The organism is Shewanella sp. 30m-14, from assembly GCF_052977125.1.
The window spans coordinates 62,124-80,306 of the sequence record NZ_JBRILW010000004.1 but is presented as its reverse complement, the minus strand read 5'-3'; the positions used below and the strand labels follow the sequence as shown (position 1 = coordinate 80,306).

At 44.2% G+C, this 18,183-nt stretch carries 10 protein-coding genes and 1 riboswitch; of the genes, 4 read left to right on the top strand and 6 right to left on the bottom strand.

What is annotated here, in order from left to right; all coding sequences use genetic code 11:
• Positions 1-154 precede the first annotated feature (154 nt).
• Positions 155-4,087 carry a rhombosortase-dependent M36 family metallopeptidase gene (locus ACVBIU_RS04365; protein WP_447163173.1) on the top strand — a complete coding sequence of 1,311 codons (3,933 nt, stop codon included), beginning with the start codon at positions 155-157 and terminating at the stop codon, positions 4,085-4,087.
• Between the two features lie 97 nt (positions 4,088-4,184).
• On the opposite strand, the gene ACVBIU_RS04360 is transcribed toward ACVBIU_RS04365, so the two are convergent.
• The 4 genes from ACVBIU_RS04360 to ACVBIU_RS04345 form a co-directional block, all read right to left on the bottom strand.
• The gene (locus tag ACVBIU_RS04360) at positions 4,185-4,709 is read right to left on the bottom strand and encodes a hypothetical protein (RefSeq protein WP_447163172.1); all 525 of its coding nucleotides are present in this window, start codon (positions 4,707-4,709) and stop codon (positions 4,185-4,187) included.
• 90 nt (positions 4,710-4,799) lie between these two features.
• Positions 4,800-5,906 (bottom strand): succinylglutamate desuccinylase/aspartoacylase family protein, encoded by a 1,107-nt coding sequence (locus tag ACVBIU_RS04355; RefSeq protein ID WP_447160971.1) that lies wholly within the window; start codon positions 5,904-5,906, stop codon positions 4,800-4,802.
• A 105-nt stretch (positions 5,907-6,011) separates the two neighbouring features.
• Positions 6,012-7,409, bottom strand: a complete 1,398-nt coding sequence (gene lysC, locus ACVBIU_RS04350; RefSeq protein WP_447163171.1) for a lysine-sensitive aspartokinase 3 — start codon at positions 7,407-7,409, stop codon at positions 6,012-6,014.
• 145 nt (positions 7,410-7,554) lie between these two features.
• Positions 7,555-7,738, bottom strand: a riboswitch (Lysine riboswitch).
• A 113-nt stretch (positions 7,739-7,851) separates the two neighbouring features.
• Positions 7,852-8,280 carry a DUF3293 domain-containing protein gene (locus ACVBIU_RS04345; RefSeq protein WP_447163170.1) on the bottom strand — a complete coding sequence of 143 codons (429 nt, stop codon included), beginning with the start codon at positions 8,278-8,280 and terminating at the stop codon, positions 7,852-7,854.
• A gap of 562 nt (positions 8,281-8,842) precedes the next feature.
• Between ACVBIU_RS04345 and arcA the strand changes: the two genes are divergently transcribed.
• Positions 8,843-9,559 carry a two-component system response regulator ArcA gene (arcA, locus tag ACVBIU_RS04340; RefSeq protein ID WP_012153996.1) on the top strand — a complete coding sequence of 239 codons (717 nt, stop codon included), beginning with the start codon at positions 8,843-8,845 and terminating at the stop codon, positions 9,557-9,559.
• A gap of 405 nt (positions 9,560-9,964) precedes the next feature.
• Here arcA and ACVBIU_RS04335 read toward each other — a convergent pair whose 3' ends face one another.
• Complete coding sequence (locus ACVBIU_RS04335; RefSeq protein ID WP_447163169.1) at positions 9,965-12,205, bottom strand: DPP IV N-terminal domain-containing protein; 2,241 nt, start codon at positions 12,203-12,205, stop codon at positions 9,965-9,967.
• Positions 12,206-12,480: 275 nt separating this feature from the next.
• On the opposite strand from ACVBIU_RS04335, the gene ACVBIU_RS04330 reads away from it, so the two are divergent.
• Entirely contained in the window at positions 12,481-13,470 is a 990-nt protein-coding gene (locus tag ACVBIU_RS04330) for a class 1 fructose-bisphosphatase (protein WP_447163168.1), read from the top strand.
• A gap of 447 nt (positions 13,471-13,917) precedes the next feature.
• On the opposite strand, the gene ACVBIU_RS04325 is transcribed toward ACVBIU_RS04330, so the two are convergent.
• A complete protein-coding gene (locus tag ACVBIU_RS04325) occupies positions 13,918-15,708 on the bottom strand; it encodes a flavocytochrome c (RefSeq protein ID WP_447160964.1) in 1,791 nt (596 codons plus the stop codon).
• A gap of 405 nt (positions 15,709-16,113) precedes the next feature.
• Here ACVBIU_RS04325 and ACVBIU_RS04320 point away from each other — a divergent pair, with 405 nt between their 5' ends.
• Positions 16,114-18,132: an ATP-binding protein gene (locus tag ACVBIU_RS04320; RefSeq protein WP_447163167.1), complete on the top strand. Its 2,019-nt coding sequence runs from the start codon at positions 16,114-16,116 to the stop codon at positions 18,130-18,132.
• Positions 18,133-18,183: the final 51 nt, after the last annotated feature.

The window sequence follows — 18,183 nt, the reverse complement described above, 5'->3', positions numbered from 1 at the left end:
TAAACACTTTTTTCGACACTTTTGTTACCAACAGTTGAATTATATGTTACAACCTTGTCAACCGACTTAGTTCGGGTAGCTATAAAAAGCAAGAAAATAAGAAAAATATGACCGCGACCCATGTAGGTTTAGGCAAATTGACAAGGAAAATGTTGTGAAAACTAAATTATCTATAGCGATTACTGCTGCACTCGTTTCTAACGCTGCACTTGCTGTCAGCCATGCTGATGAATCTCCAACTTACAAATCATTTGACGTGACTCAAACTGTCAAGCAACAAACAATGTACATTAATGCCCCCACCGTAAGCGGAATGCCTAACCAGTATGACGCGCAGCTAGCCAGAACAACTTTTCAATGGGCAAGTAAAAGTCAGTCTGTACCGAGCTTAGCAGCTCTTTCTTTAGAGAATAAGGCTTCACATGCTGCTGAGTTTTATTTAGGAAAATTAACCGGAATATCTTCTTTAAAGCAGGGAGTAGCTCAAGCAGTTCTAGTTAATACACATGATCTAGGTCGCGGCCCTATCATTGCAAAATATAAACAAGAAGTTTCTGGAGTAGAAGTATTCAATCGTGAATTTAACATCATGATGGATCGTGACTTTAAACTTGTAGCATCTTCTGGTTATTTTGCGTCAGAAAGAGCAGCTAAATCTGTTTTTTCTGCTCTAAAGAACATTGATGGTGCATTTGGTGATGCAGCTAACTCTATCAGCGCAGCATTTAACGCAATGGGCGGCGACAAAAATGCTATTACGTTAAATGTAAAATCCTCAAATGATAAATATGAAAAATTTGCAGTCGTTAACTCTTCAAACAGCAAAGTAATCGTTGGCGAACCTAGAGCTAAAAAAGTATTTTTCGAACATAAAAACAAAATGGTAGCTGCTCACTACGTAGAAATAGAAACTGGTGAGTTTGACAGCCGTGATTCAGAATATTTTGGCTACGTCATTTCAGCTAAAACGGGTGAAGTGCTATTTAAGAAGAACCTCACTAGCCACGCCGCTGATTTTAATTACCGTGTCTATGCAGATGCAGACGGTAAACCCTGGGACAGCCCACACGGTAATGTTATGCCAGCCCCAGCTGGAAGTGATACTGACGCCTACCTAACAGCTCCTTATCTAGATGCACCAATGGTGTCATTAAAGTCTGGCCCTATCAGTACTAGGGATCCTTGGTTAGCGAGCGATGCAACTTCTACTCAAGGTAACAACGTCACCGCATATGTTGATGCAATTGCACCGCAAGGGCTTTCCAATGGCGATTATCTTGCCGATATAACAAGCAGCAATACATTCGATTACCCATACAATGATAAAGAAGCTGAATATTCAGTAAACAACCGTAAGGCTGCAATTGTTAACCTATTCTTCATGAATAACTATTTACATGATGACTTCTATGACCACGGTTTTGATGAAGTATCAGGTAATGCTCAAGCATCAAACTACGGCCGTGGTGGCGTTGAAGGTGATGCACTAAACGTAGAAGTCCAAGATAACTCAGGCTTTAATAATGCCAATATGAGTACACCTGCCGATGGCGGCTCTCCGCGCATGCAAATGTACCTATGGGAAACAACCCAAGCTGTAAATGGCGTTGATTTTGGTATCGCAGCTACATCCCATACCTCTATTGGTATGTTGGAAAATATTGGTTTTTCAGTATTTGGCCCGGATACATTCAAGGTTTCAGGAAGTGTCGTTCGTATTGATGATGGCTCAACTGTAACCGATGGCGCTGCAGGCACTATTTATGACGGTTGTGAAGCAACAACCAATGCTGCTGATATAACCGGTAATATTGCAATAATCGATCGCGGCGCTTGTGCATTTACCCAAAAAGTTAAACATGCTCAAGATGCTGGCGCCATTGCTGTAATCATCGCGAATAATAAAGATGCTGATGCCGTAATTACTATGGCTGGAGATGATGAAAGCATCACCATTCCTGCCATGATGGTTTCGCAAAATGAAGCGGCGGCTATTTATGCGCTACTAGATGCAAATGAAACAGTGTCGATAGATATGTTCAAAAATGATTTATCCCGTGTTTTCAAGGATAGTTCATGGGATAACGCTATTGTTGCACATGAATGGGGACACTACATCAGTAACCGTTTAGTCGGTAATGGATCGGGTCTAAGCAGTAATCAAGCTCGCTCTATGGGTGAAGGTTTTGGTGACTTCCATGCCCTACTGTTCGGCTCTGACGCTGCGGATAACTTAATCACTGGCAATGAAAACTATGCCGGTGGATATGGTGATACTACTTATGTAGCTAGTTTTGTTAATGGTATTCGTGAGTTCCCATACTCGACTAATATGGAAATCAATCCATCGACCTTCGCTTATGTGGAACGCGACCCAGAAGTTCATGGCTCTGGTGCCGTTTATGCAGCCATGTTATGGGACGCATTCATTGGGCTAGCAAATGATGAGCGACATACTTTTGATGAAGCAAAAGAGCTGATGAAAGGCTACCTTGTTGCTGGTTATAAGATGATGCCTATGGCACCGACCTTTACTGAAGGTCGTGATGCGCTTTTAGCTGCCGCATTTGCAAATGATGAACAGGATTACAAAGTTATTCTCGGTGCCTTTGCTCGTCGTGGTATGGGGCTAGGAGCTAAATCGCCAAGCCGTTTCTCTACCGATCACGCAGGTGTTGTTGAGTCATACAAAACGACCTTATCTGCTTTTGAAGTAGCTGATCACCAGTTAGATACTGATTACGAAGGGTCGACACTAGGCTATTGCTCAAAAGATAGCATTTTAGATAAAGGCGAAACGGGTACAGTTAGTTTCACTATTGAAAATGGTGGAGACAGCCTGTTAACAGACTTAACGGGTACTATCGAAGTCGTCAGTGACCACGATATCACTTTTGCTAATGATGGTAAGGTCAGCTTTGCAGATATCAATTTATTTGCATCCGCTACAAGTGAGCCTATTGAATTTACGCTAAACGAAGCTGGTACGGGAGACGAGTTAGTACTTAAGTTTGTACCAAACCTTGCCGACGGCGTAGAAGCTGATGAGTACACGCTATCAACAACAGTCAATGTTGACTTTGAGACCCGTGAGCTAGTTGGTACCACTCAATATGAAGATTTGAATACACTTTCAAGGCTTAAAGATTTCACCGAAACTGTGATGGTTGGTGGTGATATGGCAAAGGGTACCTTTGGTCTAGATCAGTGGGATGCAACGGATGGCTTTATCTCTGCTACCGGCAATAGCTTTACCTCTGATGTAGGATACCAAACACGTCCAACATCTGTAGGTTACGACGGCGAGTTTACTATTGCTTTCTGGCATTTATATAACTTAGAAGCGGGCTACGATGGAGCTGTTGTTGAAGTCAGTATTAATGGCGGAGATTGGGCTGATGTTACTAAAATGGGCGGAACATTCCTAGGTGATGGCTATACCGATACCGCTCTTGAAGAAACTGAAGCTGCAATTGCCGGACAAGATACTTTCTCAGGCCTAAATTATGGTTGGGAAACCATTAGCTTTGGTGAGTCTTTGAATGGTAACGAAGTCCAGTTCCGCTTCCGTATTGCAACTGACTCAGCTGTAGTGCCTGAACCTGAATTTGGTTTTGCCGCTGGTTGGTATATTGATGACATCACGTTCACGAATACACAAACCAGCATCTTCTCTAATGTTATAGCGGGTGATACATACGCCTGTGACAACCGTCTTCCAACCGTGACAGCAAGTGCTAGCGCAACAAGCGTAGATGAAGGTGAAGCTGTAACGCTGTCTTCTAAAGTTGTTGATCCTAACGCTGCAGATAGCCATACCTATAGCTGGAAGCAGCTCTCAGGAACGAGTGTAGAACTCATTGATGCAGACAAAGCCGTTGCGACCTTCAATGCACCTATGGTTGAAGAGAACGAAACTCTTGAGTTTGAAGTCACTGTCAACGATGGTACAGCTGATGTAACTAGTAAAGTTAGCGTTAAGGTTGAAGATGAAGTTGAAATCAACATTGTCGATACTAGCGGTGGCTCATTAGGTTGGTTATCACTAATACTACTTCCGCTTGCTGGACTTCGTCGCCGCAAATAACGCTTTTAGCGACATAAGATAGTGCTGTAAAAATGTACTTCACAATAAAAAGCCATAACGAAAGTTATGGCTTTTTTATTCTGCTTTATTCGTCGTTTTAATAGTACTCAGCCTTGCTACGCCCGCTATAATCGATTTCTATTTCGACCAGGATCAGCTTTTCATGCCCCTTAAGCATTAGGTATAGCTCGTATAAATCAGCATTGTTATCTACAGGCGTTAGACGGTAAGTTTCAGAGGCAATAGTTTCAATTGTAAAGGACGGCTCTACAAAATTGACAGTTTGCTTACTTTGCACAACAAAGCTGCCTTTAAGTACACCAGATTCCGACATATTCGGGTTAAACACAGCTGTGCCTGTAACTAACCGGGGGGTGTCAGCAGTATATTTATCACCGTTTAATAAGTAACTTCTACCATTTGGCTTCAATGTTTCAGTTTGTCGTTTTAATGAGGATGTTACTAAAGGTTCTGCCGCAACGTCAGCAATTAAATTCGCATTGGAATTGGCGTTAGTATCTTCATTGCTAGGATTAACCCCTAGAGTTGTTACCGGAGTTGCTTTATCTGCAGTACAACCGGCACCTAGACACAATAGTGCCAGTAAGGGGATTAGTCTCATAAGATTGCTCCAAATAAAATCTTTATATGTACTTGCTCTTTGATTTGTACATTATCATAACATTAGACATTTTGAAGATTTTAGAATGATTTAAATCTCAAACAGGTTGGTCATCACCTTATAAAGTTCAGTGCCTTGGTACACAGAAGCTGAGGCAAAATGTAGGATAGGTACACAATCTTGCTGAAGGCTAAGCGGAGTTAACTCTTTATCTGTGCCATATAGATCCAGCCTTAATATATTTGCCAATGGACGACCCGCATCAAGCTTTTCACCGAGCACAGCTTGATACTCAACAAGGCCTGCCGTTGGTGCATGAAACTTTTTATAATCTTTCAGGTAACAGCCATACCTTGTCATTTTGGCAGGTTCAACCTTATCACTGACCACACCTCGATGACTTAAATAAGCCAAAATACCCATCGCATCATTGGCCGCATCTTCCATATCGATACGTTCTTGGCTTCCAAGCTCTAAAGTAAACGCCCCAACAGGCACCTTAAAGCTGCGTCCTTGAGACTGTACAAATTCGGTTAATTGCCACCAGGGGCAAAATGCCGCTTCATCCATAGCGCCGCCAAAGTCATTAGGGATCACTAAGCTATAAGGAATAGAAAAGTAAGCCGCTGAAGCCACATCGTATTGTGGGCAATATAGATGTTTACACGATTTAGGCCCTGTATGCAGATCTATCACAATATCAGCTGCATGCGCTAAAGACTGCAAAGTCACCGCAAGGCGCTTTCCAGTTGTCACGCCCCATTCACTGTTTAGATGCAACTGGCAAGACTCTATTAGATGTAAACGAAAGGCTTGAGTAAGCGCCTCATTATCTAAATGAGAATGCTGCAGATACCAACTGGCAACATCAAGGTTATGATCTAAGTATTCGCGGTTCCAATTCACCCCAGTAATAGGGTCGAAACGTCCCAGGGTAAACTCACCGCTTTTCTGATTAATACCTAGAGGGTTGGCTAGCGGCAACAGAGTCACCTCACCTCTTACATCCATTTTTTCTAATCGTTTCATCAACTGAAAAATAACCGCGTTACCCTGCACCTCAGCGCCGTGTACATTGGCTTGAATAAAAACCTTAGGCGCTAATGGGTCTTTGCCTGCCATACGATAAACAGGAACATTCAGTTCCTGTCCTGTCGCCAATTCACCGACTTTCAGGCTCGATTGGGTAAATTCCATAAATTACCGTGTTCCTAGCAATTAGTTTAAATGAGGCTTCAAAGCTTTAGTTTCCACCTCATAGCTTTCAAATATTCAGCTTTCAAACATTTAGTTTTCCAGGCCTTAACTTTCAAATAAGTTTTCATGTAGGGCGCGGATCACATTAGCCGCCTCGGCCTCATCGACCAAAATACACAAGTTATGTGGACTCGCTCCTTGGCAGATCATACGTACATTATAAGTTTCCAGTACTTCAAATACCCTTCGGCACACGCCTGGCGTCGAGGCAATATTGTTGCCAATCACCGCAACCAAGGCTAAACCATCTTCAACACGCACGCGGCAATGCTGCGACAACTCTTGCAATAACGCCTCGCTAAGTAAGCCCTGCCCACTTGAGTCAGAGCCAGTTTTATCTAAGGTTAATGCCACATTGACCTCAGATGTGGTGATTAAATCAACACTGATCTTATGGCGGGCTAAGGTTGCAAATGTTTCAGCCAAGAAGCCTTGCGCATGCAGCATTTGTAAGCTGTGAAGATTAAGTAAAGTTTGATCGCGGCGCACGGCAACGGCGCGGTATACCGGCTCACTTTGTACCGTATGGCGGATCCAAGTGCCGCCCTGTTCAGGAGCCCAGCTTGAGCCAACAAACACCTGAATTTTTTGTCTTACGGCAGGCAATATTGTTGCAGGGTGTAAAACTTTAGCGCCAAAGGTCGCCATCTCAGCGGCTTCATTAAAGCTAATTTCGGCAATCGGACTGGCATTAGGCGCAAGTCTTGGGTCTGTGGTGTAAATGCCGGCTACATCGGTCCAGATCTCAACCGCTGTCGCTTGCAATGCTTCGGCCAGCAATGCGGCTGAATAATCGCTACCACCACGGCCAAGGGTTGTGGTGTTGCCTTCACTATCTGCGCCCACAAAACCTTGAGTCACAATCACTTGCTCTGCAAGTAGTGGCTTAAGATGTGTTTGAGCAAGCTCAGCAATCTGTTCTATTTGGGGTTCGGCGCGGCCATGGTGGCTATCGGTGCGCAGTACTTGACGAACATCAAATGCTGAAGCGTTAGCCCCCTTCTCTCTTAACACTGCAGCAAAAAACACAGATGAGCACATCTCGCCCTGGGATAGGAGTTCATCCATCACGGCTTTGCTACGGGTAAGCTTTAAGCGTTCGCTTAGGGTCGCGATATGGCTCAAGGTACGATCAATTTGAGCCGCCACATCACTTGGGCTGCCTAGCTTATCTAGAATTTGATATTGAATAGAAGCGATCTTTTTAATCAGCGCCTTTGACTCTTCCGCGCTGGTTTCTGCCTGCGTGAGTGCCACTAACTGATTGGTCACGCCACTCGAGGCGCTAACAACTACCACTCGGGTTTGTGGATTAGCAATAATAATATCTGCACAGCGCTGCATGGCGTCATAGTCAGCCACTGAAGTGCCACCAAACTTGGCGACGTTTAACTGTGTTTGCTCTTGCGAGCTTGTAGATAATGAAGCATCGACTAACAACATAGTACTGCCTCCACATTATATAGAGACGGCTGACACTGACTAAATTGGGTATTTTGAATAACTAACATGAATAAGCTCCGAACTAACTTCGTTCGAAGAGCCTGGTGCAATGATATGCACCCCATAAGATGGGGAAACAGCGATCGTCACCAGAAGCTCTCCACCATAAAAAAACATTGGTGACAATCGACAGGATTCAGCCTGCACAACCAACATTCAAGCCTGACCAAATGGCATTGAATATCTCGGCGCTAATCTCCCTCATAAGCCATCATAGGAGTTTGGTCCCCTCCAACTTACTACCTAGTTAGCGCTCCTCTTCTGTACTTACCTTGTATGAAGCAAATTACTTTCGAAAAAGCTGCTTTGTATACAAAATAACAGGTTAAAAAATATCAAAAAATAACCAATTAAGTCAATGGAAATCTTAGATGATTTAATTTCATACCATATCTGGAAGCTCCATGACCCAGTTGACCCGAGGAGAAAATGCGCCCAACAATGTTTCTTGGCAAGGCAACAAGCAAGGAACAAGTTGCAATTGATCCGCTTCAACATAATAAATGGCATTTTGATTAAACTGGCAGCCGAGTTTAATGGCCGAGGCCTTATCGGTTGATATTGCCCAACTCTTTTCCATATGCTTTCTATCTTGAGATGCGCCTATCATTGCTCGGTAGGGAAAGCCCGATCTGTGTATTTCATGTTGAAGTTTTCGGTCTAAAAGACCATTTTGGCAAGGAGTCAGCACGACTCCTTTTGGGTTGTACGCAGTGATGATAGCGAACGATAATTGAGAGGATAAGGTTTGAGTAAACAGAAATTCAGTTTGTTGATAAGTGTGCCAAAGGCTGTCGACTGAGTTGTTCATTGCTAACAAATTCTCCGATTTAGGTGGGATTATTATAGCAAACTCGTTAGCGCTTCCTAGTTACGTGATACAGGTCACACGCGACAAAAATATCAAAACTAATTAAATCAATACTATAGTTTGGAAATAGTGATCTAAATCATATCATCAAGTAATTTTGTTAACATTTCATTTGTTAACAAATGCCTAAAACGAGTACAATAGGGCTTGTTGATTGACTCACGCCGATACATGTAACGAACACATTTTGTTACACATATCTGAAACAGATAGAAGAGTAATCCACACAGCTGTATCAAATGTGATCTATGTTTGATTTAACATTTAAACTTCATAGAAAACGGTCGTTAAGGAACTTTTTCCTACAATTGTTAATCGAAGTTTATACAGTTCACGTTTTTCCATATGTGAGATACCCATACTTTGCTTATCATGCAGTGTGTTGCTGTTTCGAGCCAGTTTTGAAAGCACCTACGTGTATCAGTGATTTATCAGCATAACTAGATGGAGTATAAACTTTATTATACTCATGGTTAGAATTGACAGAGATTAGGTAATTAATATGCAAAACCCGCACATTCTTATTGTTGAAGATGAAGCAGTAACAAGAAACACACTTAGAAGTATTTTTGAAGCAGAAGGATATGTGGTCACTGAAGCCAATGACGGCGCTGAAATGCATAAGGCTATGCAAGACAACAAAGTTAACTTGGTCGTTATGGATATTAACTTACCAGGCAAAAACGGTCTTTTACTAGCTCGTGAACTTCGTGAAATTAATAATATCGGTCTAATCTTCCTAACAGGTCGTGATAACGAAGTTGATAAGATTCTAGGTCTTGAAATTGGTGCTGATGATTATATCACTAAGCCATTCAACCCACGTGAATTGACAATCCGTGCACGTAACCTATTAACTCGCGTTAATAGCACAGGTACAGATTCTGAAGAGAAAAGCGCAGTTGAGTTCTACCGTTTCAACGGTTGGAGCCTTGAAATCAACAGCCGTTCTCTTGTTAGCCCACAAGGTGAGTCATACAAGCTACCGCGCAGCGAATTCCGCGCTATGCTTCACTTTGTTGAGAACCCAGGTAAGATCTTAAGCCGTGCAGACCTTCTAATGAAGATGACTGGCCGCGAGCTTAAGCCACACGACCGTACTGTTGACGTAACAATCCGTCGTATCCGTAAGCACTTCGAAAGCTTACCTGATACGCCAGAAATCATCGCAACAATCCACGGTGAAGGTTACCGTTTTTGCGGTAGCTTAGAAGATTAATTCTAAGCTCCGTTTCAGTACTAATTGAAGTGCTGATAAATAAAAAGCCAGTCAATTGACTGGCTTTTTTTATGTTTATATTTAATCCGCCGCTAAGAGTGAATGGCAGCGTCCAATAATTAGAGTATCTACTTAAATAAAATTGAGTTTAATTGAGGCTCAAGATTATTTTTCGAATAATAACAAAGCATCCCCCCAACAATTAACTACCTACAAAGTAGTAGCCAATTGGAGCTATTCCATCGGTTGGCATAAATTGTACAAATACTATTGCGCCATCATTCAGCATCTAAGCTAACTATTAATCATATTTAATTTAAAATTCATCATTATTAAAAACGTAGCAATGATCATTAATAATTAATCACCACTACGCTTTACACTTAATAATCAAGAACAAACCAATTACTTTAGTTGACGGTCTAAAAAGTCTGCTAATGAGCGATATAGATGTACCCTCACCTTCTCACCGCGCATCGAGTGCTTAGAGCCTGGATAGTCGATCATCTGAAACAACTTCCCCTCATCCTGCAGCGCCTTATACACGCGCGTACTGTTCTCAAATAAGACATTATCATCAGCCATACCATGGTACATCAGCAAACCTGACTGATAGCCGGTCACATACGGCAGCACACTGCTGGCCTCATAACCTTCAGCATTCGTCTCAGGGTGGCCTAAGTAACGCTCAGTGTAGTGAGTATCGTAAAGTGACCAGTCTGATACTGGCGCACCTGAAATAGCCGCCTTAAAGTAATCCGGCGCCTTAAATAGGCTCATTAACGCCATATAACCGCCATAGCTATGGCCATAGATTGCGATATTATCAGAATCGACGAAAGGCAAAGTACGTAGGTAATCCACGCCCACCTTCTGATCGTTAACCTCTACCTCACCAAGCTGCTTATAAATCACATATTCAAACTTGGTGCCACGGTGCGCCGAGCCACGGTTATCGAGCTGATAAACAATATAGCCTTGTTGCAACAGGTGCTGAGTAAAGTAGTCTTGATGACTCCAGCTGTTCACCACCAGCTGCGCATGTGGGCCGCCATAAACGCGCACCACCACAGGATACTTCTTCGATGCATCAAAGTTCGTCGGTTTATACAATCGGTATTGCAACATCTGGCCATCTTCAGCCTTTAGTTCACCAAATTCAGGTACCTGCCATAAACCAAAGTAGTTATATAGCGGGTGACCCTTTTTAACTTCGTTTTGCTCAACCCAGGCTAGGCGCTCACCGCTACGGTCGTGCAGGCTCACCTGTGGCGGCTGTGAAAGACTACTAAAATAATCGAGGTACACTGGTTTATTGTCGGCAAATACCGCCTCGTGCATACCGCTACGCTGGCTGATGCTTTCAACCTTGCCACCACTGAGTGCCACGCGATAAAGTTGCTTCTCGGTGACCTTAGTCTTGCGACCGGTGAAGTAGATATCTCCAGCTTTTTCGTCAACATATTCAACCGCATCGACCGCCCAATCACCAGAGGTTAGCTGGCGAATAACCTTGCCATCTAGACCAATCAAATACAGATGATTAAAACCGTCTCGCTCAGACGCCCAGATAAACGCATCTTGCTGCTTTAAAAAGTGCAGGTCGTCATTAAGATTTACCCAAGCTTCACTGCGTTCGTTAACTAATTCTTTATCGTTTTTAATGTCATCAATCGCCACCACGCGCAGATCTAACGCTTGCTGATCGCGGCTCTGCCACTGATAAGACAAGTGCTTACTGTCAGGTAACCATTTTACTCGCGGCAGGTAAATATCAGTGTCTTTACCTAAATCAATCCAAGCCACTTTTTTACTGTTAAGTGATACGACGCCCAGCTCAACGCTAACGTTATTTTCACCGGCATAGGGATAACGCTGCTCGGTCAGCTTAATTCCATCGGCATAAATTTCGTTGCGAGTCACCAACTCAACACCTGACTCGTCGATACGGGTATAGGCAATCGCAGACTCATCGGGCGCCCACCAGTAACCCGTCATTCTGCCCATCTCTTCTTGAGCTACAAATTCGGCCATGGCATTTTTAATCGCGCCGCCGCCATCGGTAGTCAGCGCGGTGATCTTTTGCGTTTTTAAGTCCAACACATACAAGTTTTGCTCACGCACAAACGACACAAAATGCCCTTTAGGCGAGAGTCTCGCATCAGTCGCAAAGCCCTCACCCGTTTCAAGCAGTTTTACCTTGTTGTCATTGACCGAGTAGTAGTACAGCAAGCCCGCAGCGGGAATTAAAATCGCCTCACCATCGTCAGACCAAAAGTATTCCATGATCCCCTGACCATAAATACGCTGACGCTCACGGCGCGCCTTTTCTTCGTCAGACAATTCACCCGCTTCAAGCTTATCAGCATCAATCAATACGCTTTGCTTGCCGCTTGCTACGTCCATCTGCCATAAGTCATACAAATGTTGATTGTCTTTGCGTCCAGCAAGATAGGTAACACGCTTACCATCTGGTGACAGCTTTAGCCCGCGTGGGCTGCTGCCAGCAAGAGCAGGAGATGCGTACATACGCTCGATAGTGAGTGGCTCGGTGCCACCGGGGAGTGATGATGCTTGAGCAGTTGCTGTAGAGCTCAGCACCAAAGGCAAAGAGGCTAGCAGTAAACTCATCCAATTCTTTTTCATTATTATTCCCTGGATTAATCGCGAAATCTTATTCAGTCGTTCCAAATTGAAAGTTAGACTGAAAATTCGCCTACATTGTGCCTTAATCATTAGCAAAACAAAAACTATGCACTCAAACCCTGCTTTAGTCCTACTTGAGAGCAATCAAGCAGAAAGCCAATCTTTACGGCTGAAAAAACTAGCGCACTGAGGTATCATCGCCACAATAATAAAGAATACACTTTTGTCCTGACCTCAAACTCAATTTACTCACGTAAAATTGTATAGGAAACAAGATGCAAACTCTGGCTGAAAACCTGACATCACAAGCAATTTCTCCTACTCTTGAAAAACTTATCCTTACCCTAGCTAACACCTCTAAAGAGATTAGCCACGCAGTACGCCACGGCGCACTAGCAGGCGTGTTAGGCGCAACAGAACAAGAAAACGTTCAAGGCGAGACTCAGAAGAAACTCGATATCATCACCAATGATATGCTCAAAGATGCCCTAAAGGCCGACGGCACAGTGCGTGGTATCGCATCGGAAGAAGAAGACTACGTGGTTGAAGCCGATGCTAACGGCGAGTTCCTAGTATGTTTTGACCCACTAGATGGCTCTTCTAACATCGATATCAACTCGCTTGTAGGTACTATCTTCTCTGTATTGCCAGCCCCTGCTGGCGAGCTAACTGAAAAAAGTTTCTTGCAAGCAGGTCGTAACCAGGTTGCGGCGGGTTATGTGCTATACGGTCCATCAACCATGTTGGCATTAACGACTGGTCAAGGCGTACAGCTATTTACCCTAAACCCAGAAACTAACGAGTTTTTGCTAACAGATGGCGCAATGGCTATCAGCAAAGACACTGGCGAGTTTGCGATTAACATGTCAAACCAACGCTTCTGGGAAGCGCCAATGCAGACTTACATCAGCGACTTGCTGCTAGGTCAAATTGGCCCACGTGAAAAGTCATTTAACATGCGCTGGATTGCAGCCATGGTTGGCGACGTACACCGCGTACTTTGTCGCGGCGGTATTTTCACTTATCCGACAGATAATAAGAACCCAGAAAAGCCATACAAGCTGCGTTTAATGTACGAAGCTAACCCAATGGCATTCTTGGTAGAGCAAGCAGGCGGTAAAGCGTCTACGGGTTATGAAACCATTATGGATATTGAGCCAACTGAGATTCACCAACGTGTAGCGGTTATCTTAGGCTCAGCCAATGAAGTTGATGCTTGTCTTGAATACCACGGTATTGATTACAGCGAAGAACCTGCTGTATAGGTAATAAGATAGGTCCTAGGGGTTGAGATAGGTCCTAGGTTCTAGCAAAAGCCGAAGAAAAAGCGCAATCCTATGTTAGTAGGGTTGTGCTTTTTTTTGCGCCTAGCTCTGGCGCTGGGGCTTATCGCTATCAGGCGGCGCCTGACTTTTAAGTTAGACTTCGTCTAACAACTAACGTCGCGGCGCTTCGCCCGCACCCGAGCTTTAAATGCATCAGGCTCAGCCTGATGCCTTACCAATGTGCAACGCCACGACCTTTATCAAACGAAGTTTGATTGCATTAAACATTAAGCAACTAAGCAACTAAGCAACTAAACACAAAAGTTGCACAAACAAAAAAGCCTCCATCTATAAGATGAAGGCTTTCAATTTAAAGGTTAACTTAGAGAGAAACTCTGGAGCTAGCCTTTATCAAACTAACATTTCGAAAAGTTAGCTCTTTTTCGACTAATTCTTTTTAGAATAAGCCGCTGCATTCTCACCAGCCATTCTACCGAAGGTGACGATATCAGAGATAGCGTTACCACCTAGACGGTTAGCACCGTGAACACCACCAGTTACTTCACCTGCGCCATATAGACCTGGGATAACTTGCTGCTTCGCGTTCATGATTTCAGCTTTAGAGTCAATCTTCACGCCGCCCATAGTGTGGTGAACACCAGGAGTCACTTCGATTGCGTAGTAGTTACCTTCGTTAAGAGCACGAGGTAGGTTAGGACGTTCAAAGTCTGCATCCTTACCGCTCTTAACAAGTGTGTTGTAGCGTGCAACAGCTTCAGTTAGGTTCTTACCGTCAATACCTGTCTGCTCACCTAGTTTAACTAGCGAGTCAGCACTTGGTACAACACCTAGACCGATGTACTTATCAATCTTACTTAGCGACTTACGTACTGAGTCATCAAAGATTAGGAAGGCTGATTTGCCTGTTTGGTTCAAAATCGCTGCAGAAGCCTTATCACGTGTGGTGATTTCGTTGACGAAGCGCTTACCTTCACGGTTAACCAAGATTGCGCCGTTACCACGAACCGCTTCAGTAACCATCACACCACCTTTAACAGATAATGTTGGGTGAGCCTGGATGTATTGTAGATCTGTCATCGCCGCGCCTGCATTACCTGCTACGTCGATACCGTCACCTGTGGCACCAGGTTGGTTAGTTGAGATGAAGCCTTTTAACTTAGGATCAAGTTTTGATACACGCTCGTTGTTCTTAGCAAAACCACCTGTTGCTAGGATAACTGCGTCAGCTTTAATCCAGTAGTAACCTTTGTACATACCTTTAACGAGTAGGCCTTTAACATTGCCTTTATCGTCTTTAAGAATTTCGATACCACGGGTGTTCATACGCATATCAACGTCACGCTTAACCGCGTTATCGTAAAGTACTTGGATTACGTGAGCCCCCACACCTGCACCACCTGTTGGACGGTGTGAACGGTTGGCTGATGCGCCGCCCATACGACCTACGTCGTTAAGATCTGCGCCCATTGCGGTTAACCAATCAACAGAACCTTTAGAGTGTGAAGTGAGTACTTCAACTAGCTCTGGCTCGTTTAGGTCACGACCACCTTTCATAGTGTCTTTGTACATAGACTCAACACTATCTTTAATGCCTTTGGCTTTTTGCTGATCAGTCCAAGCGGCGTTCATGCCACCTGCTGCAAGCTTAGCGTTACCGCCAATAACAGGTTCTTTTTCAATTAGAATCACTTTAGCGCCGTGATCAACTGCAGATACCGCTGCAGAGAAACCTGCGCCACCTGAACCGACAACAACGACATCAACGGTGTCACGTGGTGCTGCAGCAAGGGCTGCTTGACGATCTTCAGTGTCTTTTAATAACTCATCGATGCTTGGCTCATGACGTTCCCACTTCTTAGTGTAAGGCATGTCAAAGTCGAAGCTATGGCAAGAGTCACAGTAGACCATCGATTTTTCGTGAGCGCTGTGACAAGAAGTACAAGCCACTTCGCCAGGGAAATGAGAGTCATGGGCATTGTAGTGCTCATGTTTAGTTTCTTCAGCAACTTCAGCGAGTGTACCGTGGCAAGCTACACACTGTTCATTCTCGTAAGTTAAGCTGTCGTTTGAAAGCTCACCATCTGGCATGTGGCAGCTATCACACTCTTGGTTTTCACCGTGGAATTCTGCCAAGTTGTCTGCCGCAATGGCGTTAGACATAAAGCCTGCTGAGCCGAGAAGTGTTGCAATACACACTGCTTTTTTAAAGTTTTTCATCTCATTTCCTCGCCTTTTTATTGCTGTTCTTAGCAGCGCAAAAAGCTATCACGTTATATACGACAGTCATAAACGCTGTCTTAAATACTCAATTCGAGGTAATTGTCTGCCTATTGCGTTAAGGCATCAACTGCATGTACCAAGTAGCTAGAGAAACTGAACACTCGATCACAGCTTGTAAAAGCGGCCATGCAAACATGCATAACCTGATAGGCAGTTATGCAAAAATGCATAAGACTAGGTTAACAAGATCACAAACCGGCCAAACTCAAAAGCTAAAGATGCTTACAATGATAAAAACCTGATAAACCAAGGGTTCGGTAGCACTTAAAGCCAGTACGTATTGCTTTAAAAGCGAGAAACCCCGCACAGTTATGCTGCATAAGCTCATGCTAAGATTCAAATATGAAAACATTTGTTAACTTAGTTTGCAGTCTTTGCACTCTCTACATATTAGCACTCTCGCAGCCGTTGCATGCTGAAGAGCCACACCTTAAGCAAAACATCGTCTTTGGGGTTCATTCAAAAACTGCGCCGCTAGAGTGGCGTAACAACGGTGTCGACCAAGGCTTTAATCTTGAGTTAATGGACCGCATCGGCCAGCTCACAGGTAAACGCATTGTCACCCGCCGCAAAAGCTTTCAACAACTGCTCAATGATGTACATAATCCAGATTCATTAATTGATGTGATTGCGGTTGTGAGCCCGATTAGCATCGACAGAGAGTTGAGCCAGTCAGACCCTATTTACGCTACCCATGCCAAAGCGTATACCCTGCAAGGTAAGTCATTTATTAATGGCTGGGCTGATCTAGTAGGTAAACGTGTCGCCATTAAAAAAGGTGCGTTTGTCGATGTGTATATTTCAGGAAAAAAGCAGGACTTTACCCGCGTCGATGTCGACCTGTATGAAACCGGCTTTCAAAAGCTGATAAAAGGTGAAGTCGATGTAGTCATCGCTGAGAACTTCGTGGCTAGACGTTTAATGCCACTGTATCCATCAGTCCGTAGCTCAAGTGATCCGCTTATTTATGGCGCCTTCAACTTTGTGAGTAACCATAAGAATGATGCGCTGATGGCTCAGATAAATGATGCCCTCAGACAATTAAAGCTATCGGGTGAGTACGACCGCTTAGTCAATAAGTGGTTTGGTACTGGCCGCGAGAAAGTTGATCTGAACTCCGCTCAAAAAAGAATGTTATCGTTAGCCATCTTTGTCAGCTTGCTCTCTGCCGTCGGTATGCTACTCACCGGCTTTATCAGTCTCAGCCTACGTAAGCGTTCTAAGGCGCTTAAAAAAGAGCTAGCCCAGCGCAAAAAAGCCGAGTTAGCCATATCTAGCCTATCGAAACAGTTCCAGTCAGTGCTCGACGGCATTCCCCATGGTGTGACTCTGTTTAACCAAGACGGCGAATGCTTATGGAGTAATGACAATAATAACGACCTACTGACAAACTCTGAGTTTCACTACATTGATGGCGAAACCTTTAACTTGAGCCATGCGCTATCTGGCGCACTAGCTGAGCAAAAATCGCAAACCGCAGATATGCAGATCAACAACCAGTATTGGCAGTTGCAGTTACACCCTATCAGCAAACTACAGGTGGTAATTCTGCTAGAGGAAGCCACTGAGCAGCATAGGCTACGCCAAGCTAATGATGAAGCCAGCCGCCTGGCATCCCTCGGTGAACTGTCGGCGGGTATTGCCCACGAAATTAATAATCCTACCGGGATTATCGTCCACGCTATCGCCTTTATTAATGACGCGCTAAAGGATCTTTCTGAGGCCAGCAACCATTATCAGAAGCAGAACCCGTTTTGGACAGTGGCAGGCTTGCCTCCAGACTCTGCAATGGGCGAACTTGAGTTAAGTGGCCAGTCTATTCACGAGGGAGCAGAGCGGATAAGTCGCATTGTTAACGATCTCAAACGTTATGCCTTACCGAGCCTAGCCAACGAATATCAGCCAATTAGCCTTAATGAAGTAGTAGCGGTATCGCTGCGCCTTACAGCCAACCAGACTAAGATATTTAATGTCACTACCGACCTGCTAACTCCCTCACCTGTTGTTATGGGTGATGCCCAGCAGCTACATCAAGTGCTGATTAATCTTATCCAGAATGCCTGTCATGCCATAAGGCAGGACGCAGAGTGCTATGAATGCGGCAATCACATCGATATCAAAACCTGTGTAGAGCAGAGCCATATCTGCCTTGTCATTAGCGATAAAGGAGTCGGTATGGATAGAGCAACATTACAAAGAATTACCGAGCCCTTCTTTACCACCCGCCGCTCAAGTGGTGGCACTGGACTGGGCTTATCGGTGTGCAGCCGCATCATCAAAGAACACAAGGCCGACATGCAGTTCAGTTCACGTCTTGGCGAAGGGACTGAGATTAAAATTCGCTTTCCGTTGGAGTACTAATTTCTTCATCAATACACCTTGAATTGAAAGCCACTGGGCTCTAGAACAGAT

Coding starts and splice junctions, on each gene's coding strand:
- ACVBIU_RS04360 (WP_447163172.1), bottom strand. CDS start 4,709: ATGAGACTAATCCCCTTACTGGCACTATTGTGTCTAGGTGCCGGTTGT.
- ACVBIU_RS04355 (WP_447160971.1), bottom strand. CDS start 5,906: ATGGAATTTACCCAATCGAGCCTGAAAGTCGGTGAATTGGCGACAGGA.
- lysC (WP_447163171.1), bottom strand. CDS start 7,409: ATGTTGTTAGTCGATGCTTCATTATCTACAAGCTCGCAAGAGCAAACA.
- ACVBIU_RS04345 (WP_447163170.1), bottom strand. CDS start 8,280: ATGAACAACTCAGTCGACAGCCTTTGGCACACTTATCAACAAACTGAA.
- arcA (WP_012153996.1), top strand. CDS start 8,843: ATGCAAAACCCGCACATTCTTATTGTTGAAGATGAAGCAGTAACAAGA.
- ACVBIU_RS04335 (WP_447163169.1), bottom strand. CDS start 12,205: ATGAAAAAGAATTGGATGAGTTTACTGCTAGCCTCTTTGCCTTTGGTG.
- ACVBIU_RS04330 (WP_447163168.1), top strand. CDS start 12,481: ATGCAAACTCTGGCTGAAAACCTGACATCACAAGCAATTTCTCCTACT.
- ACVBIU_RS04325 (WP_447160964.1), bottom strand. CDS start 15,708: ATGAAAAACTTTAAAAAAGCAGTGTGTATTGCAACACTTCTCGGCTCA.
- ACVBIU_RS04320 (WP_447163167.1), top strand. CDS start 16,114: ATGAAAACATTTGTTAACTTAGTTTGCAGTCTTTGCACTCTCTACATA.